Source organism: Leclercia sp. UBA5076, from assembly GCF_002416465.1.
Classification (GTDB): domain Bacteria; phylum Pseudomonadota; class Gammaproteobacteria; order Enterobacterales; family Enterobacteriaceae; genus Enterobacter.
Genome location: NZ_DIAO01000011.1, coordinates 139395 through 162524, shown reverse-complemented (window position 1 = coordinate 162524; position 23130 = coordinate 139395). Strand labels below are relative to the sequence as shown.

The 23130-nt window shown below is 59.5% G+C and carries 24 protein-coding genes; 5 read left to right on the top strand and 19 right to left on the bottom strand.

What is annotated here, in order from left to right:
- Position 1: 1 nt before the first annotated feature.
- From B3X29_RS11280 to B3X29_RS11265, 4 genes are read right to left on the bottom strand one after another with little or no spacing between them, the layout of a single operon-like run.
- Entirely contained in the window at positions 2-688 is a 687-nt protein-coding gene (locus B3X29_RS11280; RefSeq protein ID WP_103177890.1) for a D-lyxose/D-mannose family sugar isomerase, read from the bottom strand.
- A gap of 54 nt (positions 689-742) precedes the next feature.
- Positions 743-1684: an ABC transporter substrate-binding protein gene (locus B3X29_RS11275; protein ID WP_103177891.1), complete on the bottom strand. Its 942-nt coding sequence runs from the start codon at positions 1682-1684 to the stop codon at positions 743-745.
- A 32-nt stretch (positions 1685-1716) separates the two neighbouring features.
- Positions 1717-2712 carry an ABC transporter permease subunit gene (locus B3X29_RS11270; RefSeq protein ID WP_103177892.1) on the bottom strand — a complete coding sequence of 332 codons (996 nt, stop codon included), beginning with the start codon at positions 2710-2712 and terminating at the stop codon, positions 1717-1719.
- Positions 2709-4229 (bottom strand): sugar ABC transporter ATP-binding protein, encoded by a 1521-nt coding sequence (locus B3X29_RS11265; RefSeq protein WP_156653742.1) that lies wholly within the window; start codon positions 4227-4229, stop codon positions 2709-2711. The genes B3X29_RS11270 and B3X29_RS11265 overlap by 4 nt, the downstream gene beginning before the upstream one ends.
- Before the next feature lie 130 nt (positions 4230-4359).
- Here B3X29_RS11265 and B3X29_RS11260 point away from each other — a divergent pair, with 130 nt between their 5' ends.
- From B3X29_RS11260 to yjdP, 3 genes are all read left to right on the top strand, one after another.
- Entirely contained in the window at positions 4360-6651 is a 2292-nt protein-coding gene (locus B3X29_RS11260; protein WP_290539959.1) for a hybrid sensor histidine kinase/response regulator, read from the top strand.
- A gap of 100 nt (positions 6652-6751) precedes the next feature.
- A complete protein-coding gene (locus B3X29_RS11255; RefSeq protein ID WP_103177895.1) occupies positions 6752-7384 on the top strand; it encodes an N-acetyltransferase in 633 nt (210 codons plus the stop codon).
- Between the two features lie 69 nt (positions 7385-7453).
- A complete protein-coding gene (gene yjdP / locus B3X29_RS11250; RefSeq protein ID WP_103177896.1) occupies positions 7454-7777 on the top strand; it encodes a DDRRRQL repeat protein YjdP in 324 nt (107 codons plus the stop codon).
- Positions 7778-7864: 87 nt separating this feature from the next.
- Here yjdP and phnP read toward each other — a convergent pair whose 3' ends face one another.
- The 15 genes from phnP to B3X29_RS11175 all read right to left on the bottom strand — a co-directional run bounded on the left by phnP (position 7865) and on the right by B3X29_RS11175 (position 19219).
- The gene (phnP, locus tag B3X29_RS11245) at positions 7865-8623 is read right to left on the bottom strand and encodes a phosphonate metabolism protein PhnP (protein WP_159340254.1); all 759 of its coding nucleotides are present in this window, start codon (positions 8621-8623) and stop codon (positions 7865-7867) included.
- A 9-nt stretch (positions 8624-8632) separates the two neighbouring features.
- Positions 8633-9067, bottom strand: a complete 435-nt coding sequence (gene phnO, locus B3X29_RS11240) for an aminoalkylphosphonate N-acetyltransferase (protein WP_159340253.1) — start codon at positions 9065-9067, stop codon at positions 8633-8635.
- The gene (phnN, locus tag B3X29_RS11235) at positions 9054-9611 is read right to left on the bottom strand and encodes a ribose 1,5-bisphosphokinase (protein WP_103177899.1); all 558 of its coding nucleotides are present in this window, start codon (positions 9609-9611) and stop codon (positions 9054-9056) included. The genes phnO and phnN overlap by 14 nt, the downstream gene beginning before the upstream one ends.
- Entirely contained in the window at positions 9608-10744 is a 1137-nt protein-coding gene (gene phnM, locus B3X29_RS11230) for an alpha-D-ribose 1-methylphosphonate 5-triphosphate diphosphatase (protein WP_159340252.1), read from the bottom strand. The genes phnN and phnM overlap by 4 nt, the downstream gene beginning before the upstream one ends.
- Complete coding sequence (gene phnL, locus B3X29_RS11225; protein ID WP_159340251.1) at positions 10741-11421, bottom strand: phosphonate C-P lyase system protein PhnL; 681 nt, start codon at positions 11419-11421, stop codon at positions 10741-10743. The genes phnM and phnL overlap by 4 nt, the downstream gene beginning before the upstream one ends.
- 155 nt (positions 11422-11576) lie before the next feature.
- Positions 11577-12332 (bottom strand): phosphonate C-P lyase system protein PhnK, encoded by a 756-nt coding sequence (phnK, locus tag B3X29_RS11220; RefSeq protein WP_156653748.1) that lies wholly within the window; start codon positions 12330-12332, stop codon positions 11577-11579.
- Complete coding sequence (gene phnJ / locus B3X29_RS11215) at positions 12329-13174, bottom strand: alpha-D-ribose 1-methylphosphonate 5-phosphate C-P-lyase PhnJ (protein ID WP_103177903.1); 846 nt, start codon at positions 13172-13174, stop codon at positions 12329-12331. The genes phnK and phnJ overlap by 4 nt, the downstream gene beginning before the upstream one ends.
- Positions 13167-14231 carry a carbon-phosphorus lyase complex subunit PhnI gene (locus tag B3X29_RS11210; RefSeq protein ID WP_159340250.1) on the bottom strand — a complete coding sequence of 355 codons (1065 nt, stop codon included), beginning with the start codon at positions 14229-14231 and terminating at the stop codon, positions 13167-13169. Before B3X29_RS11210 ends, phnJ begins: the two co-directional genes overlap by 8 nt.
- Entirely contained in the window at positions 14231-14815 is a 585-nt protein-coding gene (phnH, locus tag B3X29_RS11205) for a phosphonate C-P lyase system protein PhnH (protein ID WP_103177905.1), read from the bottom strand. The genes B3X29_RS11210 and phnH overlap by 1 nt, the downstream gene beginning before the upstream one ends.
- Entirely contained in the window at positions 14812-15264 is a 453-nt protein-coding gene (phnG, locus tag B3X29_RS11200) for a phosphonate C-P lyase system protein PhnG (RefSeq protein WP_103177906.1), read from the bottom strand. Before phnG ends, phnH begins: the two co-directional genes overlap by 4 nt.
- Complete coding sequence (gene phnF / locus B3X29_RS11195; protein WP_103177907.1) at positions 15265-15990, bottom strand: phosphonate metabolism transcriptional regulator PhnF; 726 nt, start codon at positions 15988-15990, stop codon at positions 15265-15267.
- Positions 15991-16010: 20 nt separating this feature from the next.
- Positions 16011-16790 (bottom strand): phosphonate ABC transporter, permease protein PhnE, encoded by a 780-nt coding sequence (phnE, locus tag B3X29_RS11190; RefSeq protein WP_159340249.1) that lies wholly within the window; start codon positions 16788-16790, stop codon positions 16011-16013.
- Between the two features lie 50 nt (positions 16791-16840).
- Positions 16841-17857, bottom strand: a complete 1017-nt coding sequence (gene phnD, locus B3X29_RS11185) for a phosphonate ABC transporter substrate-binding protein (RefSeq protein WP_159340248.1) — start codon at positions 17855-17857, stop codon at positions 16841-16843.
- A gap of 23 nt (positions 17858-17880) precedes the next feature.
- On the bottom strand, positions 17881-18669 hold the full coding sequence (gene phnC, locus B3X29_RS11180; RefSeq protein WP_103177910.1) for a phosphonate ABC transporter ATP-binding protein: 789 nt from the start codon (positions 18667-18669) through the stop codon (positions 17881-17883).
- A 214-nt stretch (positions 18670-18883) separates the two neighbouring features.
- On the bottom strand, positions 18884-19219 hold the full coding sequence (locus B3X29_RS11175; protein ID WP_156653751.1) for a zinc ribbon domain-containing protein YjdM: 336 nt from the start codon (positions 19217-19219) through the stop codon (positions 18884-18886).
- 591 nt (positions 19220-19810) lie between these two features.
- On the opposite strand from B3X29_RS11175, the gene crfC reads away from it, so the two are divergent.
- Both crfC and B3X29_RS11165 read left to right on the top strand, forming a co-directional pair.
- A complete protein-coding gene (gene crfC, locus B3X29_RS11170; protein WP_156653752.1) occupies positions 19811-22168 on the top strand; it encodes a clamp-binding protein CrfC in 2358 nt (785 codons plus the stop codon).
- A complete protein-coding gene (locus B3X29_RS11165) occupies positions 22165-23043 on the top strand; it encodes a diguanylate cyclase regulator RdcB family protein (protein WP_103177913.1) in 879 nt (292 codons plus the stop codon). Before crfC ends, B3X29_RS11165 begins: the two co-directional genes overlap by 4 nt.
- Positions 23044-23130: the final 87 nt, after the last annotated feature.

Here is a 23130-nt window from a genome sequence, read left to right as displayed (position 1 = left end):
CTTACAGACGAAACAGGCTGTACTCGTTACACAGCACCAGCACGGCCGGTTCGTCTTCATCAATGTTGTTATAGCGGGCGGTGGGGTGCAGGAAGTGGTTGTCGGTGTCGTCATCATTCACCGAGGAGACCTCGCCCACCAGCACATCCCCAAAACCCGCCTCACTCCAGAAGCTGTGGTACAAACCGGGCGGCAGACAGATGCTCTCTCCCGGCGCGAGACGGATATGGCTGCCTGCCGCGTGGGTCTGCTGGCACCCGTCGATGGAGACCGTAATATCGCCATCCTCTTTCTGCTCATTTTCATCGGCGTTCCACAGCTCCAGAATCAGATTGCCGCCGCCGCGGTTAATGATGTCCTCGCGTTTGCGCCAGTGGAAATGCAGCGGCGTGACCTGCCCGTCGCGCACGTGCATGATCTTTTCCGCATAGCATCTGGCCCACGGCTTGCCGCCGGGCGAGCCGTTGCGCAGGGTAAAAAGGGTCAGCCCCTGGGCGGCGAAGTTATCGCCGCCGAAGGCGGTCACGTCCCAGCCGAGGCGAAGATCGAACACCTCGCGCCAGGCCTGTGCGTCGAGCTGCTGCCAGCGGGCAGGGGGAAAGCTGGCAAAGGGGGGCAAATGCACATCGTGCATGGAGAAAAACTGCCGCGTGTGGCCGAGGATTTCGTTAATTTCGGAGCGTTTCATGGTAACTCCTTACGTGATATGCAGAGCCCCTGATAAAGAGGCTCTGCACCGATCTCACTTAACCGTCCAGCCCTTATAGGTGCCGACGTTGTTCTTATCGATCATCGTCACCGGGATCAGCACCGGCTCTTTCGGCGCCGGTTTACCCTGCAGAATGCCATAGCCAATCTCCACCGCTTTCGCCGCCATCACCTGCGGGTCCTGCGCCGGGGTGGCGATAAAGAGGGAGTTTTCGCGCTTCAGCGCCTCTTCCGCATCCGGGGAACCATCCACGCCAACGATAAAGAACTCGTTACGTTGCGCCTGTTTCGCCGCCAGATCGGCCCCGATCGCCGTCGGATCGTTGATGGCGAACACGCCGTCGATCTTCGGATTGGCGGCCAGCAGCGAGGTCATCACCTCCAGCCCGCCTTCACGGCTGCCCTTGGCGTTCTGGTTATCCGAGAGCACCTTGATATCCGGATGTTTTTTAAATTCGGTCTGGCACCCTTCCACGCGGTTCTGTACCGCAGAGACCGGCGGTCCGTTGATGATGACCACGTTGCCTTTGCCTTTCAGACGGTCGGTAATCAACTTACAGGCCATCTCGCCCGCCTGGGTGTTGTTGGAGGTGATGGTCGCATCGGCACCCTCTGCCGCCACGTCAACCGCCACCACCACGATCCCGGCATCTTTCGCGCGCTTCACCGCCGGGCCGATCCCCTTCGAGTCTGCGGCGTTAAGAATGATCATATCGACCTTAGCGGCGATGAAGTTATCAATCTGCGACACCTGCTGGCCGAGATCGTAACCGCTGGAGACCAGCGTCACTTTCACGTTATCTCCCGCCAGTTTGCGTGCTTCCAGCTCCGCCCCTTTGGTGATCTGCACAAAGAACGGGTTGGCCAGGTCACCCACCGTCACGCCGATGGACTTCAGCTCTTTGGCCTGGACAAACGGGGTTGCTGCAAGCAGTGCGCCAGCACAGAGCGCGGTAACAAGAGGTTTTAAACGCATATTTTTCGTCCTCGTTATGTAGGGTATTGTTGTTATGCACTTTGATGGTGTCGGGTACGGTATTTGTCGATCAGTACCGCAATGATGATCACCGCCCCTTTGATCACCAGTTGCCAGAAGTAGGAAACGCCCATCAGCGTCATGCCGTTGTTAAGGGTGGCGATAATCAGCGCCCCCACCAGCGTGCCGGTAATGGTGCCGATGCCGCCGACAAAGCTGGTGCCGCCGAGGATCACCGCGGCGATGGCGTCCAGCTCATAGCCGGTGCCGAGGTTGCCGTTGGCGCTGTAGAGTCGCGAGGCGCTCATCACCCCGCCCAGACCCGAGAGCAGGCCGCTCATGCCGTAGACAAACAGCAGTACCATCCAGACCTTGATGCCCGTTAAGCGCGCCGCCTGCATGTTGCCGCCCACCGCATAAATGTGTACCCCGAGGGTGGTGCGGCGCAGGATGAACCAGCAGATGACGATGACCGCGAGGGCGATCACCACCAGCCATGGCACCGGCCCGAGGTAATTATTGCCGATCCACTCAAAGCTGATGCTGGAGTTAATCACCGTGGTGCCGTCCGCCAGCAGATAGGCCGCCCCGCGCAGCGCCGTGTAGGTGCCGAGCGTGACGATAAAGGGGGGCAATCCGGCAAAGGCCACCAGCGCCCCGTTGATGGTGCCCAGCACCAGCCCGAGCATCAGGGCCGCCGGGACCGAGAGCATGGAGAGCTCCGGCATCAGCGACACCACCATCGCCGCCACTGCGGTGGTGCCCAGAATCGAGCCTACCGAGAGGTCGATGCCGCCGGTCAGAATGATGAAGGTCATCCCCGCCGCCAGCACGATATTGATGGAGGCCTGACGGGTAATGTTCAGCAGGTTGCTTTCGGTGAAGAAGTTCGGGGCGATAAAGCCAAAGACGGCGACAATCAGGATCAATATCGGCAGGATCCCGATGGTTTGCATCAGATCGCCCATCAGCATTTTTTTGGCGGAGGCCGCTTTGGCCACCTGTTGCGGACTATTTTGTTGGCTCATGATTTTACCGCCTGGTGATGAGAGTCGTTAACGCCGGTTGCCAGCGTCATAATGTTTTCTTGTGTGATATCGGCCCGATGCAGCTCGCCGGCGATGCTCCCTTCGCGCATCACATAGACGCGATCGCTCATGCCCACCACTTCCGGCAGTTCGCTGGAGATCATCAGGATCGCCACCCCTTTGCGCGCCATCTGGTTCATGATCCGGTAGATCTCGCTTTTGGCCCCGACATCCACGCCGCGGGTCGGCTCGTCGAGGATCAGAATGCGCGGGCCAATCGCCACCCAGCGGGAGATGAGCAGCTTCTGCTGATTGCCGCCGGAGAGGCCGCCCGCCCGCACCTGGGAATGCGGCACGCGAATGTTAAGCAGGGCGATGGCGTCATCGGAGATCGACTGCGCTTTTTTGCGGTTAAGCATGCCGAAGGTGGCGTCGCGCTCCAGCGTCGCCATGGTGATGTTCTCCTGCGCCGCCAGCTCAAGGAACAGCCCCTGCTCCTTGCGGTTCTCGGTTAAAAAACCGATGCCGTGCTCAATGGCGGCACGCGGGGAGTGGATCACCACCGGCTCGCCATCCACCTCAATCATGCCGCCGGTGGCCTTGCGCACGCCAAAAATCAGCTGGGCCAGCTCTGAGCGTCCGGCCCCCACCAGCCCGGCGAGCCCGACGATTTCGCCGGAGCGCACCAGCAGGCTACAGGGCTGCACCTTGCCACCGTCGGTCAGATGGTGGACATTCAGGCGCGGGCTGCCGAGAGGGATATCGCGCTCTTTATTGAACAGATCGCTCAACGGACGCCCGACCATCATCCGCACCAGTTCAGCGGCGTTGAGCTTGTCGCGGGTCAGGCTGCCGACGTACTGGCCGTCACGCAGTACGCTGACGCGATCCGACAGCTCATATACCTCCGCCATGCGGTGGCTGATGTAGATGATCGCCATCCCTTCATCGCGCAGGCGCAAAATCAGTTCAAACAGACGATGGGTTTCGCGAGAGGAGAGGGCGGCGGTGGGTTCATCCATCACCAGAATGCGGCTGTTGCGGTGCAGCGCGCGGGCAATCTCCACCTGCTGCTGCTCGGCGATGGTCAGCTTCATCACCAGATCGGTGGCCTTAAACTGGGCGCCAAGCCGGTCAATTACCGCCTGGGCCTGGGCCGCCATCTCTTTACGCTGCACCAGCCCGCCGCGCGACAGCTCGCTGCCGAGGAAGATGTTTTCGGCCACGGTAAGGTTTGGTGCCAGCTGCATCTCCTGATAAATCAGGGTGATGCCTGCCGCCAGGGCATCTTTTGGGCCTTTGATGTGAAACGGCTTGCCGTCGATCAGGATCTCGCCGCTGGTGGCGATGTAAGCCCCGGCGAGAATTTTCATCAGCGTACTTTTTCCGGCGCCGTTTTCACCCATTAGCGCGTGGATCTCACCGGGGAAGACCGTCAGATCCACACCCTTCAGCGCGTGAAAGCTGCCAAAGGTTTTGGCAATGCTGCGCATCTCTAAAACCGGGGTCCTGCTCATGGCGGATCTCCTGTGACGTTCGATATCCGCACTTCATCACAGCCCGGTAAATGCAAAATGTCAGAAGTCGTTCATATTTGTCATAGTTATGAATAGTTAATGTGGATCACAGTTACGCCACGGAGCCAACATGCCTTCACGCCGTCCCCCCTTCTTCGCCAGCGCCCGTGGCCGCCTGCTGATCTTCAATCTGCTGGTGGTGGCGGTGACCTTAATGGTCAGCGGCGTGGCGGTGCTGGGCTTTCGCCACGCCAGCCATATCCAGGAGCAGGTGCAGCGCCAGACGCTGGACGACATGACCGGCAGCATGAATTTGTCGCGGGAAACCGCCAACGTGGCGACGGCGGCGGTACGTTTGTCGCAGGTGGTGGGGGGGCTGGAATATAAAGACGAAGCCAACCGGCTAAAGCAGACCCAGACGGCGTTGGGCCATTCGCTGGCGCAGCTTGCCGATGCGCCGCTGGCGCAGCAGGAGCCGGCGCTGGTGGCGCGGATCATTCGGCGCAGCAACGAGCTGCAACAAAGCGTGACTGGGATGCTGGAGCGCGGACAGCGACGCCACCTGGAGCGTAATGCCCTGCTCAGCGCGCTCTACCAGAGCCAGAGCTATCTCCGTCATCTCCAGGAGATCAACCGCCGCTTCGCCAGTAACGTGCCCGATGCCCGCCTCCTCAGCGAGATGGACCGGCTGATCGTCGCCGCCATCGAAACCCCTTCGCCGCGGGCGACCATCCAGCAGCTTGATACGGTGACGGCGATGCTGCCCCCTGGGGCCACTCAGCCGGTGGTGGGCTTTGTGCTGCCCGATTTTAACGCCGAGCTGAACAAGCTCGGCCCGCTCTCCCGGCAGCTGGAAGAGAGCGATCTGTCGATCAGCTGGTATATGTTTCACATCAAAGCGCTGGTGGCGATCCTCAACAGCGATATCAATCAGTATGTGGAGCAGGTGGCGCAGGCATCCCAGCTGCGTACCGCCCAGAGCCATCAGGAGCTGCGCTCCATCAGCGTCTTTATTACCCTTTCCGCCGTGCTGGCGCTGATCATTACCGCCTTTGCCTGCTGGTACATCTACCGCAACCTGGGCACCAACCTGACCGCCATCTCCCGGGCGATGTCGCGGCTGGCCCACGGGGAACAGGATGTCTCGGTGCCTGCGCTGCAACGGCGGGATGAGCTGGGCGAGCTGGCGCGGGCATTTAACGTCTTTGCCCGCAATACCGCCTCGCTGGAGCACACCACCCGGCTGCTGAAAGAGAAAACCTCCCAGATGGAGGTGGATCGCATTGAACGTCAGGGGCTGGAGGAGGCGCTGCTCCACAGCCAGAAGATGAAGGCGGTGGGTCAGCTGACGGGCGGGCTGGCGCATGATTTCAATAACCTGCTGGCGGTGATCATCGGCAGCCTGGAGCTGGCCGACCCCCATTCACCGGATGCGCTGCGCATCAGCCGCGCGCTGAAGGCCGCCGAGCGCGGGGCGCTGTTGACCCAGCGCCTGCTGGCCTTCTCCCGCAAACAGTCCCTGAACCCGCACGCGGTGGAGATGAAACCCCTGCTGGAAAACCTGGCCGAGCTGATGCGCCACTCCCTGCCCGCCACCCTTTCACTGGAGATCGAAGCGCAGACCCCGGCCTGGCCGGCGTGGATTGATATCAGCCAGCTGGAAAACGCCATTATTAACCTGGTGATGAACGCCCGGGATGCGATGGAAGGGCAAAGTGGAGTGATAAAAATCCGCACCTGGAACCAGCGCGTCACCCGCAGCGACGGACGCAGGCAGGATATGGTGGCGCTGGAGGTGATCGACCACGGCTGCGGGATGTCGCAGGCCATTAAATCCCGGGTCTTCGAACCCTTCTTTACCACCAAGCAGACCGGCAGCGGCAGCGGGCTGGGGCTGTCGATGGTGTATGGCTTTGTGCGCCAGTCCGGCGGGCGGGTGGAGATCGAAAGCGCGCCCGGGCAAGGCACCACCGTGCGGCTGCATCTGCCCCGCGCCACCCAGCAGGCACTTCCCCAGCCAGAGACGCTGGCGGCCGCCGCAGCGGTACAAAGCGACCGGCTGGTACTGGTGCTGGACGACCAGAGCGATGTCCGCCAGACCCTGTGCGAACAGCTGCACCAGCTGGGCTACCTGACGCTGGAGGCGGAAACTGGCGAGCAGGCGCTGCAGATGCTGAACGCATCGTCGGATATCGAGATGTTTATCAGCGACTTAATGCTTCCCGGTACCCTGAGCGGCGCGGAGGTGATCCAGCAGGTTCGCCAGCAGTTCCCGCATCTCCCCGTGCTATTGATGAGCGGCCAGGATCTGCGCCCGGCACATAACCCACAGCTGCCGGACGTGGAGCTGCTGCGCAAGCCTTTTACCCGTGCGCAGCTGGCGCAGGCGCTGCAAAAAATCGGTGCCATGTTTAAGAATTAATCAATCGTGTCCGCTGCATGGGTGATGTTAATCTGCGCAAAAATGAGCGGATTAGGATATAAAAGGACTTATGCCGGTACTGACGAGAGGGGACTCACATATGATCGTGATGCCTACAACCTATAGCCCGATGACAGTCGCACGCGCCTTTACGCGGGTGGAAGAGATTGAACTCTCAGGGCGATTGCTGCATGTCATCTATGATCCCCAGACGCCTCGCGCGGCAATCATTGAAGCGGATATCGAAATCTTTGAAGGCATACCGCGACATCGGGTTGTGGCAGCGCTGGATTTACAGCGCAAACCTGCACTCGGTAAAGATATCGTTGCTGTTGAACGCTGCTGGGAAGATGCCCACATCCTTCAGGTTGAAGGCGTCTGTGTTGATCCTGGCGAGCGGGATAAAGGGCTGGCAACCCGACTTTATGAGGCATTAATCCTCCAGTGCGGAATTACGCTAATAAGCGATTTTGAACAGTACGAAGGCGGTAAAATGCTTTGGCAAAAGATTGCCCGTGAATCGGATCAAATCGCTGTGTTCGTACTGGATACCGAGCAAGGCGCATTTTGGCCTTATGATGGCAGTAAAGTGATTTACGATGGCGGCTGTATTCCTGAGGAGCGTATCTGGAGTGTTTCGCCTGACCAAAAATGCCATCGCGTTGTTTTAGTGGCCGAGAACAGGCAACGTGCGAATCACCTTATGGAAGAAACTTCCCCTTACAGAATTTGAGATTCCTCCGCTACTCGCTCCACCCGCTGTTTATTACCGTAAAGCCAGCTCACCTGCGAGACTGGCTTTATGAAACATTACTCTACCGCCCTGTTATTGGGTCTGCTCTCATTAACCAGCCATCTGGCTCACGCTGATATTGTTGACGACACCATCGGCAATATTCAGCAGGCGATTAACGACGCCTACAACCCCAACAGCGACCGCAGTAACGATGACGATGACCGTTACGATCGGCGTCGCAGCAGCGATAACCGACAGTATGAAGAGCGCCAGCGCCAGCTGGACGATCGCCGTCGTCGCCTGGATGAACGTCAGCGCCAGCTGGATGAAGACCGGCGTCGTTTAGAAGATGACGAGCGCAGGCTGGAAGAGGATTACGATCGGCGGTAATGCCAATGCCCGGCGGCGCGCCGCTTGCACGGGCCTACGGTTTTGTAGGCCGGGTAAGGCGAAGCCGCCACCCGGCATTGCGATACCTCAGTCCAGCGCCAGTACCATCCCGTCATACCCCGCTTCAAACCCCACAGGGAGCGGGTTGTCCATCATCCACACGTCAAACTCATGGCTGATATGGGTCAGGATCACCTGCGGGCAGACAATTACCTGATTGAGCGCAATAACCGTATTTAAATCGCAGTGGTTGCGCGGGGGCTCGTCCTGCGGCGCATGGCTACAGTCAATCACGATCGCCTGCGGCTGGTTGTTGAGCAGAAACTTCACCGTTTTCTCCGGCAGTCCGGCGGTATCGGAGAGCCAGGCCACGCGGCTGTGGGCGCTCTCCAGCAGATAGCCAAAAGTCAGCTTCGAATGGTTGAGCGGCAGCGGTGTCACCCGCAGGCCCTGGAGTTCAAAGACCACAAACGGCTCGAGAGTATGGCTAAAGTCGAGAAGGCCGGGATGTTTAAAGAGATCGTCGCACCCGGCTTCATCTGGCGGGCCGTAAACCGGAATGGTCGCCCCCACGCCCCAGCGCAGCGGAAACAGCCCCTGGACATGATCCATGTGGTAATGGGTGAGTAAAATCTGCTGAAAACTGCCCGCAGGCCAGTCGTCCATCAGGTGCGGGATCCCGGCATCCAGCAGCGTCACCGCATCATTGAATTTGACCACCGCGCTACAGGGGCGACGGCGATAATCTTCCTGCAAACGCGCCCGGCGGCAGGCCGGACAGTCGCAGCCAAAAGCGGGCACCAGCTGGGCGCCACCGGTTCCCGTTAACGTAATGGTCAGACTCATGGCGCCTCCTTACAGAGGTTTAGTGAAGCGGAAGTGGCTCTGGGTATACCCTTCACGAAGATAAAAGCGGTGCGCATCGAGACGCTTTACGCTGGTGGAGAGCTCGGTCATCTCCGCCCCGGCGTGGCGGGCCTCTTCTTCCGCCCAGGCCAGCAGCCGGCTGCCGACCTTCAGACCGCGCGCCTGTGGCATCACCACCAGCTCCTGGATCTCGCCGATCCAGTTGGCGTGATGCAGGTGAAACTGCATGTGCAGGCCGATCATCCCGATGATATGTCCATCCTGTTCGGCCAGCTGGTATCGCATATTGTGATCCTGCAGATTGGCCGCGAACCCCGTATGAAACGCCGAACGGTCAAGCTCCGCCTGTTTTAACTCACAGATCAGGCCATAGACCGCATCAACGTCCTCCGCGGTGGCGGGGCGCAACTCACACTCGGGCATGGTTTTTCTCCTTCTGGCTAATGAGTGAAAGGAAGTTGTCGACAGACTGATGCAAACTGCCGTCGTTGTTAAGGATCGGGCAGTCGGACGGCGTATAACGGGCGGCGCGCGCCAGCCGCTGGTCGATCTCTTTAGCGCTCTCCCGCCCACGCGCCTGCAGCCGGCTACGCAGGATCTCCGGCGACACCTGCAGGCAGATCGGCAGCAATGCCCCGGCGTAACGCGCCTGCGCCTGGGGCAGATGGGCGCGCGAGCCGTTTACCACCACGTCGAACCCGGCGTGCAGCCAGAGATCGATCTCCAGACCCACCCCATAATAATAGCCATTAGCGTGCCAGCTCAGGGCAAACAGATGCTGCCCGGCGCGGGTAAAAAACTCCGGCTCGCTGAGGGCGATGTGGTTTTCGCTCCCGGCAGTAGCGGCGCGCGTGATATAGCGGTGCGCCACCAGCAGTTGTGGATGAGGCTGCTCGCGCAACGCCGCCAGCAGGCTATCTTTTCCGGAGCCGGAAGGCCCCATTAACCAGATTAGTCTTCCCATCAGAACACCCGTTTTCCCTGACGCCAGACGTGGTCGATATGAATGTGCTCGCCTTTACGGTGCGCCAGCACCAGGTCCGCCCGCTTGCCTTCGCCAATCACCCCGCGATCGTGCAGGTTGAGCGCCTGCGCCGGGTTGCGGGTCACCAGGCGGATCGCCTGCGGCAGGGTAAAACGATTCTCCTCGTCGCCCGCTACCCGGAACGCCGCATCCAGCAGGCTGGCGGGGTAGTAATCGGAGGAGAGGATATCCAGCAGGCCGAGGGAAGCGAGCTGGCTTGCCGCTACGTTGCCGGAGTGCGAGCCGCCGCGCACGATATTCGGGGCGCCCATCAGCACGTTCATTCCGTGCTGGCGGGAGGCCTCTGCGGCTTCGAACGTGGTAGGAAATTCGGCGATCACACTGCCAAGCTGCCGGGATTCAAGCACATGATTCGCGGTGGCGTCGTCATGGCTGGCGAGGGCGATATTGCGCGCCCGGCACAGCGCAGCAATGGCCTGGCGGTTGGGCTGCGACCAGCGGGCAGCAAGCTGAAGCTGCTCCTCTTCGTAGCGCGCCATCTGCGCGTCGTTGAGGGCATATTTACCCTGATAATATTCACGATACTTTTCGATATTAGCGAACTGGCGCTGGCCCGGAGAGTGATCCATCAGCGACACCAGAGTGACCGGCTCACGGTCCACCAGCTTCTCGAACAGCGGCAGGGTGGTGTGATGGGGTAGCTCGCAGCGCAGGTGCAGGCGGTGCTCGGCGCGGTTGAGGCCGCGCTTCTGCGTCTCCTCCACGGCGTTGATCATCTTCTCCAGATTTTCAAGACGATCGCCGCCGTCGCGCACGTCGCCAATCGCCACCGCATCCAGCACCGTGGTGATGCCGCTGGCGACCATCATCCCGTCGTGGCTGCTCATTGCCGAATGGGCGGGCCAGTCCACTTTGGGCCGCGGGGTGAAGAACTTATCCATGTTGTCGGTGTGCAGCTCAATCAGCCCTGGCAGCAGCCAGCCGCCTTCACCGTCCATCGCTTCCGGCAGGCGGCTTTGGGTTTCGGCAAAGGCGCGAATGATGCCGTCCTGAATGTCGATGGAGCCGTCAACGACCTCGTTTTCCAGCACCAGTTTTACGTTATTGACGATCATGCGGTGATCCCCATCGGGTGCAGACGATCCGCCACGCGATCCCGCACCGCGTCGTCGTGGAAGATCCCGACGATCGCTGCGCCGCGCGCTTTGGCCTCTTCGATCAGTTCAATAACCGCTGCGCTGTTTTTGGCATCCAGCGAGGCGGTCGGTTCATCGAGCAGTAAAATCGGGTAATCGACGATAAAGCCGCGGGCTATATTCACCCGCTGCTGCTCGCCGCCGGAGAAGGTGGAGGGGGCGAGATGCCACAGGCGCTCCGGCACGTTAAGGCGCGTCAGCAGGCTGGCGGCTTTGGCGGCGCAGATGTCGCGCGGTACGCCCAGATCCAGCAGCGGCTGCATCACCACCTCCAGCGCCGGAACGCGCGGGATCACCCGTAAAAACTGGCTGACCCAGCCAATGGTGGTGCGCCTGACGTCCCGCACCTTACGCGCCGGGGCCTGCACCAGATCGACCCATTCGTCGCCGTGGCGCACATGGATATGGCCTTCGTCCGGCAGGTAGTTGGCATACAGCGAGCGCAGCAGGGTCGATTTGCCGCTGCCGGAGTGGCCGTGCAGCACCACGCATTCGCCATTTTTTACCTCAAGGGAGGCGTTTTGCAGCACCGGCAGGCGCACGCCGTTTTGCTGGTGGAGTACAAAGGTCTTACTTACGTTTTGTACGTGGATCATTTTGGCCTCGTGGCGTTTTCTTGCCGGGTGGCGCTGCGCTTACCCGGCCTACAAGGTGCTGGATTCATTGCCGGGTGGCGCTTCGCTTACCCGGCCTACAAAGAGCGCGGTTCGTAGGCCGGGTCAGGCGAAGCCGCCACCCGGCAACAGCAACCTCAATTCTGCAATACGGACGACACCAGCAACTGGGTGTAAGGATGGTGGGGATCGTCGAGTACCCGGTCGGTCAGCCCACTTTCCACCACTTCGCCGCTCTTCATCACCAGCAGACGGTCCGCCAGCAGGCGGGCAACGCCCAGGTCGTGGGTGACAATCACCACCGCCAGGTTCAGCTCCACCACCAGACCGCGGAGCAGATCCAGCAGGCGGGCCTGCACCGACACGTCCAGCCCGCCGGTAGGTTCATCCATAAAGACCAGCTTCGGATGGGTAACCAGGTTGCGGGCGATCTGCAGGCGCTGCTGCATCCCGCCGGAGAAGGTGGTGGGCAGGTCGTCGATGCGCGACGCCGGGATCTCTACCTCCTCCAGCCACTGTTTCGCCGTCGCGCGGATGTCGCCGTAGTGGCGCGCGCCGGTGGCCATCAGCCGTTCGCCGATGTTGCCCCCCGCCGAGACCTGGCGGCGCAGGCCATCCATCGGATGCTGATGCACCACGCCCCACTCGGTGCGCAGCAGGCGACGTCGCTCGGCCTCGCTCATGCCATACAGCGAGTGGCCGTCATAGAGAATGTCGCCGTTCTGCGGCGTCAGGCGCGCCGAGAGGGATTTCAGCAGGGTGGTTTTGCCGGAGCCGGACTCGCCGACAATCCCCAGCACTTCCCCCGGCCACAGGTCAAACGACACGTCGCTGAAGCCTTTGCCCGGCGCATAAAGGTGGGTCAGGTTAGTGACCGAAAGCAGCGGTTTCATTGGCTGTTGGCCTCGCTCTGTTGGCGGCAAAAATCGGTATCGGAGCAGACAAACATCCGTTTGCCGGTGTCATCCAGAACCACTTCGTCGAGATAGCTGTGCTTCGACCCACAGATGGCGCACGGCTCATCCCACTCCTGCACCGTAAACGGGTGATCGTCAAAGTCGAGGCTCTCAACCCGCGTGTAGGGCGGCACGGCGTAGATGCGTTTTTCGCGCCCGGCGCCAAAGAGTTGCAGGGCGGGCATCATGTCCATCTTCGGGTTATCGAACTTCGGGATTGGTGACGGGTCCATCACGTAGCGCCCGTTCACCTTCACCGGGTAGGCGTAGGTGGTGGCGATGTGGCCGAAGCGGGCGATATCCTCATACAGCTTCACCTGCATTACGCCGTACTCTTCCAGGGCGTGCATGGTGCGGGTTTCGGTTTCGCGCGGCTCGATAAAGCGCAGCGGTTCGGGGATCGGCACCTGGAAAATCAAAATCTGATCTTCAACGAGCGGGGTCTCCGGGATGCGGTGGCGGGTCTGGATCAGCGTAGCGTCTTCGGTGCGCTCGGTGGTGTTCACCCCCGTCACGCGCGTAAAGAACTGGCGGATCGAGACGGCGTTGGTAGTGTCGTCCGCCCCCTGGTCAATCACCTTCAGCACATCCGCTTCGCCAATCACGCTGGCGGTGATCTGAATCCCGCCGGTGCCCCAGCCGTAGGGCATGGGCATTTCACGGCCACCGAACGGCACCTGATAGCCGGGGATGGCGACCGCTTTTAAAATGGCGCGGCGGATCATGCGTTTGGTTTGCTCATCCAGATAAGCAAAGTTGTAGCCGCTGAGGTTAGCCATTGTCGCGCTCCTGTTGCAGACGTTTAAGCAGCTCCAGTTCAGCCTGGAAATCGACGTAGTGCGGCAGCTTGAGGTGCGAGACAAAGCCTGCGGCCTCGACGTTATCCGCGTGGGCCAGCACAAACTCCTCGTCCTGCGCCGGGCCTGTAATGTTCTCGTTGTAGTCGGGAGCCTGAAGGGCGCGGTCAACCAGCGCCATCGCCATCGCCTTGCGCTCGCCCATGCCGAACACCAGGCCGTAGCCGCGGGTGAAGTGCGGCGCGTCGTTATCCGGGGTGACGAAGCCGTTCACCATTTCGCATTCGGTTATCAGCAATTCACCGACGTTCACCGCAAATCCCAGCTCTTCCGGCACAATATTGATGTCGATATAGCCGCTGCGGATCTCCCCCGCGAAGGGGTGGTTACGGCCATAGCCACGCTGGGTGGAGTAGGCCAGCGCCAGCAGGTAGCCCTCGTCGCCGCGCATCAGCTGCTGCAGGCGCGATGAGCGTGAACAGGGGTAAACCGGCGGCGTGCGGGTGATATCGTCTGGCTCATCGCCGCAATCCTCTTCCGCTTTCGCCAGCCCCTGGTTGGCCAGCAGGCTAAAAACGTGCGGCGCGGCGTCCTGCTCGGTGTGTGAGGGGGTAAGGCGAGGGGCTTCGCCGTTTGCCAGCAGGGTAAAATCGAGCAGGCGATGGGTGTAATCGTAGGTCGGGCCAAGCAGCTGGCCGCCGGGAATGTCTTTATAGACCGCCGAAATACGGCGCTCCAGGCGCATCTCTGCGGTGTTGATGGGCTCGCTCACCGCCAGCTTCGCCAGCGTAGTGCGGTAGGCGCGCAGCAGGAAGATGGCCTCGACGTTATCACCGCTGGCCTGTTTCAGTGCCAGGGCCGCCAGCTCGCGATCGGCGATGCCGCCTTCGGTCATCACCCGGTCAACGGCCAGGTTCAACTGCTGTTCAATCTGGGCGACGCTCAGCTCGGGGATCTGCTCATCGCCCCGGCGTCTGTGCTCCTGCAACGCGTGGGCGGCGGCGATCGCCTTCTCGCCCCCTTTGACGGCAACGTACATCAGCACACCTCCACGTGGGTGGTTCGCGGGATCGCCAGCAGGCGCTCGCCGCAGGTCAGCAGCAGGTCGATGCCCAGCGGAAACGGGTGCGGGCGCTCGGTCAGCTCGTGAATGATGCACTCCGGCAGCTGCGGGGCGACCATCCGCTCCTCGGCGATGCCGGCCCCGGTCAGGCGCAGCATGCGTCCGCCACTCAGGCTGGAGACCTGCAAAATCAGGGTGGCGCTGGTCTCCGGCGCCACAGCGGTGCCCTCGCTCAGGGCGTTGAGCTGCTCGTGGCCGATCTGCTCGTCGGCGACGGCGAACACCGCCTGCTGCGGCTGCTCCACCAGCGGGGCGCTGGTATGAAAACGCAGGTTGCTGCTGACGATATCGTTGCTGACGGAGCCCGACAGCCAGACCGGGGTGTCGTTATCGGCCAGGGTCAGCAGCACGCTGGTGGTGGCGAGGTTCAGCGGCTGCCAGCCATGCTTAAGCTGATGCAGCGAGACGATGACGCCCGGCTCGCTCATCGCTTTCAACAGACGACGAAAGCTGTGCTGGGCATCCTGCACGGCAAGGGTAAAAGCGGGGTGAAGTGTCATGCGTTGTCTCCGCGAACGAGCGTAAAGAAGTCGACCCGGCTGGTGTTCACTTCGGCCTGACGGGCGGCAAGGCGTGCGGCGCGGTCGGCTTCCAGCGGGGCAATAACGGTTTCCATCAGGGCCTGAAAATGGGGCGCTTCCTGCAGCAGGGCGTCCACAACGGCGCACTGCTCGGCGTGGGGTTTGTTACGCCCGAGCAGGTAGCTGTAGCCGAGGGTGCCGCTGGCAAGCCGCACTACGGCGCGGGTCAGGGTGGCATCGCCAGCAAAGTAACGTGCCCCGGTGCCGCCCATCCGCGCCTGGATCTGCACCAGTCCGGTTTCAGGCGCGCGGATCAGTTCATAAGCGGGCGACAGGCTCAGCGCCGACATCCGCGCGGCAAGCGCCGCAGGCTGGCTGTGGGCGAGCACCGCCATCCAGTGCTGGCGGGTGGAGGTATCGAAATGCATTCAGTGCTCCATGGTGAATTCAATCATGTCGGCGCGGGTCAGGCTGACGGAGTACTCCGTCGCGTTCACCTCGCCGTCACGGTGGTTAAGGGTGCGCACGCAGAGCAGGGGCGCCATGTTGGGGATCTCCAGCACCTTGCTCTCTTTGGCCTGGGCGCGGCGGGCGCTGATGCGCGTCTGGGTGCGTTTGAGCGCAACCCCCGTAGCATCCTGCAGAAAGTCATGCAGCGAGCCGCTGGTGAAATGTTGCAGCACCGGCCAGAGGGCCAGGTCCGCGAAGTAGTGATCGATCTGGCACACCGCCACGCCATTGACCCGGCGCAGGGTACGCAGGTGGATGACGTTGTCCCCCTCCTGGATCCCCAGCGCATCCGCCACGTGGCTGGAGGCCGGACGCAGCACCGAGAGCAGTTTTTCGCTGGTGGGGTGGCTGCCCTGATCCAGCAGGTTCTGGCTGAAACGCGCCTGGGCGTTGAGCGGGTAGTCGAACGGGCGCATCAGCACCAGCACGCCGACGCCCTGGCGGCGCTGTACCCAGCCGCGCTCCACCAGCTGGTCAATGGCCCGCCGCAGGGTGTGACGGTTGACTTCATAGCGATCGGCAAGCTGCTGTTCCGCAGGTAGATAGTCCCCGCAGCGGTAGTGCGTGCGCAGCTCTACTTCGAGCTTCGCCGCAATCTCTTGCCAGCGGGTAGGGTAACTGGTCGGATGTCTGGATAAGTGCATACAAATCAAAGCCTCGCTTCTCAGATGAAGTGCTTACGCAAACGTTGAGAGAGGAAGTCCAGCAGGCTGACGGTGATGATGATGAGCACCATCAGGGCGCAGGTTTGCTGGAACTGGAAACCGCGAATCGCTTCCCACAGGGTGACGCCAATCCCACCTGCGCCCACCATGCCGACAACGGTGGCGGAGCGGACGTTAGACTCAAAGCGGTAGAGGGAGTAGGAGATGAGCAGCGGCATCACCTGGGGCAGCACGCCGTAAAGGATCTCTTCAATTTTGTTGGCACCGGTGGCGCGAATGCCTTCGACCGGGCCGGGCTCAATGGCTTCTACCGCTTCCGAAAGCAGCTTGGAGAGTACGCCGGTGGTGTGAATAAAAAGCGCCAGCACCCCGGCGAAGGGACCGAGACCGACGGCGACCACGAACAGCATCGCAAAGACCATTTCGTTGATGGCGCGGCAGGCGTCCATCAGGCGGCGCACCGGCTGGTAAACCCACCACGGCACAATGTTGTCGGCACTCATCAGGCCGAAGGGAATGGAGAGCACCACGGCCAGGGCGGTGCCCCAGACGGCAATTTGCAGCGTGACGGCCATTTCGCTGAGGTAGTCCTGCCACTGGCTGAAGTCCGGCGGGAAGAAGTCGGCGGCGAAGGTCGCCATGTTGCCCGAGTCCTGGATCAGCGTCAGCGGGGCCATTTCCGCGCCCTTCCAGGAGATAACCAGCACCGCCAGCAGGATGGCCCAGCTTATTAGCGAGAACCAGCTGCGTTTTGGCGGTGGGAGGGTGATGGTTTGCATGTGTGCTCCTTAATCTGTTCTCCCTCTCCCTTAAGGGAGAGGGGACTTAATCACTGCACCGCTTTGGTCACGCTGGTCATCGCGCCCAGCGCGGCGGTCAGGCGGTCGAGATCGTCCAGCTGCGCCTGAATTTCAGACAGCTTGCTGTTCTTCTCTTCCTCTTTCAGCGTCTTGTTGTCCTTTACGCCCTGGATCTGTTTGAACAGCGCCAGCTGGCGAATCGGCACCAGCTGCAGGTCGCTGGAGGCGCGGAACGGCGCCCAGCCCAGGCGTTCCAGCACGGTTTTCTCTTCCGCGGTTTTGCCGTAGTTCATAAAGAAGTCGTACACCTTCTCCTTGGTGCTTTCGGAGAGGTTCTTACGCCACACAATCGGGTCGCCCGGGATCAGCGGGGATTTCCAGATCACCTTCAGTTGTTTCAGCTTGTCTGGCGCGGAGGTCTTCAGCTTGTCGAGGTTTTCGGTGTTGTTGGTGGCAACATCCACCTGTTTGTTGGCGACGGCCAGGGCGTTGGTTTCATGCCCGGCGTTGACCGTGCGTTTGAATTCGCTGGTGGAGACATTGTTTTTGGCAAAGACGTAATAGCCCGGCACCAGGAAGCCCGACGTGGAGTTGGGATCGCCGTTGCCAAAGGTGAGCTCTTTACGTTTGGCGAGCATGTCGTTGAGGTTGTTAATTGGACTGTCTTTATTGACGATCAGCACGCTCCAGTAACCCGGGGAGCCGTCGGCGGCCACGGTTTGCGCAAAGACCTGACCGTTGGCACGATCCACCGCTTCCATCGCCGAGAGGTTGCCGTACCAGGCGATATCCACTTTATTGAAGCGCATCCCCTGGATGATGCCCGCGTAGTCCGGGGCGAAGAAGGCGTTCACTTTGATCCCCAGTTTGGTTTCCATATCTTTCAGGAACGGTTCCCACTGAGGCTTCAGGTTCTGCTGTGATTCCGTCGAAATAATGCCGAAATTCAGCGCTTTTTCCTGCTCCTCTGCAAACGCAGGGCTGAACAGGGTGCTGATGCTGAACATGCTGGTGAAGGCCAGCGCGGCAACCGTCTTATAGCTCATTTCCATTCCTCATTGTGGGGACGTTAAGCAGCCTGCGCGCGCTCTTCGACGCGGTTAATGCTGCGGTAGAGATGATCAAAGCGTTCGTTATCAAACTGATGGCTGGCGCCATCGAAGAAGACGTGCCCCTGACGCAGGGCGACGATGCGCTCGCAGTAGCGCAGGGCGTAATCCACCTGGTGCAGCGTGACCACCACGGTGATGCCGTCCTTGCGGTTAATGTCGCGCAGGGTTTCCATGACGATGCGGGCCGACTCCGGGTCCAGCGAGGCGATCGGCTCATCGGCGAGAATGATTTTGGCTTTCTGCATCAGCGCCCGGGCAATGGCCACGCGCTGCTGCTGACCGCCAGAAAGGGTGGAGACGCGCTGGTGGGCGAAGTGGGCCATGCCGACGCGGGTGAGCGCCTGCAGCGCCTCCTGCTTCTGAGCTGGCGAGAACCAGCGCAGACAGGTGCGCCAGAACGGGGTGCTGCCGAGCGCACCAATCAGCACGTTCTCCAGCACCGTCAGGCGGTTTACCAGGTTGAACTGCTGGAAGATGTAGCCGGTCTGGGCGCGGCTTTTGCGGATATCACTCGCCAGACGGCCCGCGCGCTGCACGGTATTACCCAGCAGCTCAACGTGGCTTTCTGAGGTTTTGTCGCAGGTGATGAGGCCGCTTAAGTGGCGCAGAAGAGTGGATTTACCTGAACCGGATGGCCCGAGCAGCGCTACCATTTCGCCCTGCTGGACGGTCAGATCAACGGCATGCAGAGCCTTGTTGTGATGGAAGGTCTTGCTGAGTTTCTCGACACGGATGACAGTGTGCATGGGTAAGGCCTCAATTCAAATGTGGCCTCATGCTGGCGGATCAATGTGACATTTAGGTTAAGTGTTGGTTGCGAGAGTTTGAAGAGTTGAGGTGAAAGCGATGACAGGCGATCAACGAGAAGGGGGAGGTATTTGTAGGCCGGATAAGCGAAGCGCATCCGGCAAAAGTGCCCGGCGGCGCTGCGCTTGCCGGGCCTCAAAAGACAACGACAAATCAGTTCTTCTTCACGAACTCGGATTTGAGCTTCATCGGGCCGAAGCCGTCAATTTTACAGTCGATATTGTGGTCGCCCTCGACCAGACGGATGCCCTTCACTTTGGTGCCGATCTTCAGCATTGAAGAGCTGCCTTTGACCTTCAGATCTTTAATGACGGTGACGTTGTCGCCATCCGCCAGCAGGTTGCCGTTGGCATCTTTAACGATCAGCTCATCGCTCTCGGCTACGGGTTCTGCGTTGTTCCATTCGTAAGCGCATTCCGGGCAGATGAACATACCGTTATCTTCATAGGTGTATTCAGAGTTGCATTTAGGACAGTGTGGAAGCTGCATGGTGTTCTCCTCAAAATAGTGCGAACCGGCGGCAATGAGGCCCGCCAAAAATCGACAGGTTGTCGAAAAAGGCGGCAAGTATAGCGCATGTCCTTACTTTTGTCGGTGATATTATTTTTCGCTTTTGGCTAAAAAAAGCGTTTCTGATGACAGGGTCTGTCAGTGACTCAGGTAATGATAAGTACCCGGCGCGAGAATGAAACGCTTGCGAATGAAAGCAATAATATTTTATTGCGGCAAATTGATACGCCGTGTCATTTCGGATAAGGTTAAGGTGCTAATGATATTCACCGTAAATGTTTTTATAGCCATCCCCGGGCTTGCAGGGATGATTACCCCCTCATTTTTGGTGGGCGATTAAAGATGGTTTATCCTGAAATTTATTAAATTTGAGCTACGCTCTTAGTCTTTCGGTTTCCCTGACCGAAGGAGCGCGCTCCGCTGCTTTCAGCGCTTAAAGAATATATTTGATTGTCATCAGGCAATTATTTTGCGTCGAACATATTTGCTACACGGAATCATATAAGCCGATCCTTCATTCTTAAAATAATTCGGTTATATAAAATTTGTGTTAAGGGAAGGCTTTTTACTATGCATACACAAACAATATTTGAGTTAAGCCAGGAAGCTGAAAGACTGCTGCAACTCTCATTGCAGAATCTCGAGTCACTAAGCGCCATGCCTGTTGCGATGCTGGACAATGCAACATCGGCCATTACCGGCGAAACCAGCAACGTTTTACCTCTACATTTTAGTACCCGTGGTTTAGAAGCGCAGCAGTCCATGCTGAATAATGAACTGCGCAAAATTACCCGTCTGGAGATGGTGCTGGCGATTGTGGGCACCATGAAAGCCGGTAAATCGACGACGATTAACGCCATTGTGGGAACGGAGGTGTTGCCCAATCGCAACCGTCCCATGACCGCCTTGCCGACGCTGATCCGTCATACGCCTGGTCAGAAGGAGCCGGTGCTGCATTTTTCTCACGTGGCGCCGATCGATACATTAATAAAACAAATGCAAAAGAAGCTGGCCAATTACGATCGCGGCAAGCTGGCCCAGCAACTTGAAATTGATAAAGATATGAATGCGTTGCTGGGGCGCATTGAAACCGGCGAAGCGTTTGAAAAACATTATTTAGGCGCGCAGCCGATATTTAATTGTTTAAAAAACCTGAATGATTTAGTGCGACTTTCTCAGGCACTGGGAACAGATTTTCCCTTCTCCGCCTATGCAGCGATTGAGAATATCCCGGTTATTGAGGTGGAGTTTGTCCATCTGGCCGGGCTGGATGGTCATTTGGGGCAATTAACCCTGCTGGATACCCCCGGGCCGAATGAGGCCGGGCAACCGCATCTGCAAAAAATGCTTACTGAGCAGCTCGCCCGCGCTTCGGCGGTGCTGGCGGTAATGGACTATACGCAACTGAAGTCGATTTCGGACGCCGAAGTGCGGCTGGCTATTTCTGCCGTCAGCAAATCGGTACCGCTCTACGCGCTGGTCAACAAATTCGATCAGAAAGACCGCAACAGCGATGATGAAGAGCAGGTGCGGGCGATGATCTCCGGCACCCTGATGAAAGGCCATATCTCTCCGGGGCAGATCTTCCCGGTCTCCTCGATGTGGGGATACCTGGCGAATCGGGCGCGTCATGAACTGAATCAGCACGGCAAGCTGCCGGATCACCAGGAGCAGCGCTGGGTGCAGGATTTTGCCGAAGCTGCGCTGGGCCGCCGCTGGCGGACTGCCGATCTGGACGATATTGAGCACGTTCGCCACTCCGCCGATCTGCTGTGGGAGGATTCCCTCTTTGAGCAGCCGATCCGTAAGCTGATTTATGCTGCCTACGCCAATGCCTCGCTGTATGCGTTACGCTCGGCGTCGCATAAGCTGTTGAACTATGCCCAGAACGCCCGGGAGTATCTCGATTTCCGCTATCAGGGGCTGACGGTCGCCTTCGACGAGCTGGAGCTGAATATCGCCCGCCTGGAAGAGGATATGGCGCTGTTGCAGTCCCGCCAGGCGTCGGTAAGCAATGAGGTGCGGCATGAAGTTGGACAGGCGCTGGCGGCGACCGACCTGTTTATCAGCACGCAGCAGAACGATATCAAACATGCGGTCGCGCACATCTTCAACCCGGATAATTTGCTCGATCTGGCCGGGTTTAAGCCGCACACGCTCCATGCCGAGGCGTTAGCTACCCCGGGACAACTGGTGCTGGACGATGAAGGTCAGGCGCAAATCCTGCTGAGCAAAATCCGCTCCTCCTGTGAAATGATCCTGCTGGATGCACAGGCAAAAATCGGTCGCGAGCTGTCGCTGCGGTTTGACCAGCTGGAAACCACGCTGGCCCGCTCCCTGAACGACGCCATGCGGCCCATTGAAACGCGGATTAAAGAGGAGCTAAGCCATGCCGGATTCCGCGCGCGGATCAGCTTCCCGGCGTTTCAGGCAAACCAGCTTAACTTCAATACCCGGGGGCTGTTCAGCGATGCTATCGCTCAGGAGAGCCTGCCGGCTGGCCAGGGGCAGGGAACCAGCAGTGCGCTGCGCGACACGGTCTCCCGCTGGTTGAATAATCCGGGCTGGGGCTGGGAAGATTATGTAATGACGCGGACGCGCTATGTTATTAACGTGTCAGAGCTTCATGAAAAATTTAAACAGCATATAGATCACTTTTGTGAACAAATTCGTAAAGCTTTGGCTGCGCAGGTCGATGTCTCTGTTACAGCGGGTATGGCGACATTCTTTGCGGAATTCTCTTTATGCCTTGCAGGGTTACAGGAAAGCTTGCGTGATAGCCTCGCAGTGCGTCAGCAAAATGAGCATGCCACACGGGCGCTCAGCCAGCTGTTGCAGCAATGCATTACGACTGCGACGTGGATTCAGGAAGATACCCGACTGTTACGCGATGATATTCAAACGTTATTCGCGGCAGAGCAACCATGACAAAACAACTACTGGACGGTCCCGGACGGACGCTGGAATGTATCCATCCTAAATTTATGGTCGACCTGGTGCAGGGGGCTGACGCGCAGCGTCACACCTCTGTGGTGTCGCAACAGCAGCACTTTCGTGAACGTTTAACCCAGGAGATCATGGCGCAGTCTCATCTTCGTCAGTGGGCCATGGGGGGAATGTTCAGCGAAAATGCTGTGCTGCGACTCGGGCTGGCAGAGAAGCTGGCGGGCATGTTCGACCCCGGCCATCTGGCGCTGACCCGGATGACGCACATTCTCTCCACGCTGCGCCAGCAGGCCAGCCTGCGTAATCAGCCGCCGATTGGCGTGGTGCATCAATACGAAACCCTCTCCGCCCATTTTCAGCAACGTGCGCAGTTCAAAGAGAAGGCGTTAACCCAGCGCGGATTAACGGTGCAGGCAGGCGTTCACAGCGAGCAGATTTTTACCCGCTGGCGCGCCGGGCACTACGACGGCTGGTCGCTGGCCGGTCGCGGTTATGTGGCGCTGGAGGAGCTGCGCTGGGGGGCGTTCGGTGATGCCTGTCGGCTGGCGAATGCGGACGTCAGCGCCATGTTGAAAGATAACCTGTGCAGCATGGTGGCTAACTATCTGGCGCAGGGGATCAACGCTGCACCTAATACCCGCCATTTTTATCACCAGTGGCTCACCACGCCCAGTACGCCGGGGATTATCGACCATAAAGATATGCTGGGCTGGCTGGGTGACTGGTGTGATGTGGAGAGGCATCCGGTGTGCTGGTCGGTGACGCAAAGCTGGCAGAATGTGGCGCTGGGGATGCCGAGATTGTGTTCGGCGGCGAGGCTGGCGAAAGCGATGGTGGAGGAGGTTTTTGGGGAGTAGGGGATTCCCTCTCCCGTGAGGGGCTGAGGAACCCTCAGTCATTTTCTTATGCTTAACGCAATGAAATAATTAGAGAGTAATAAAAGA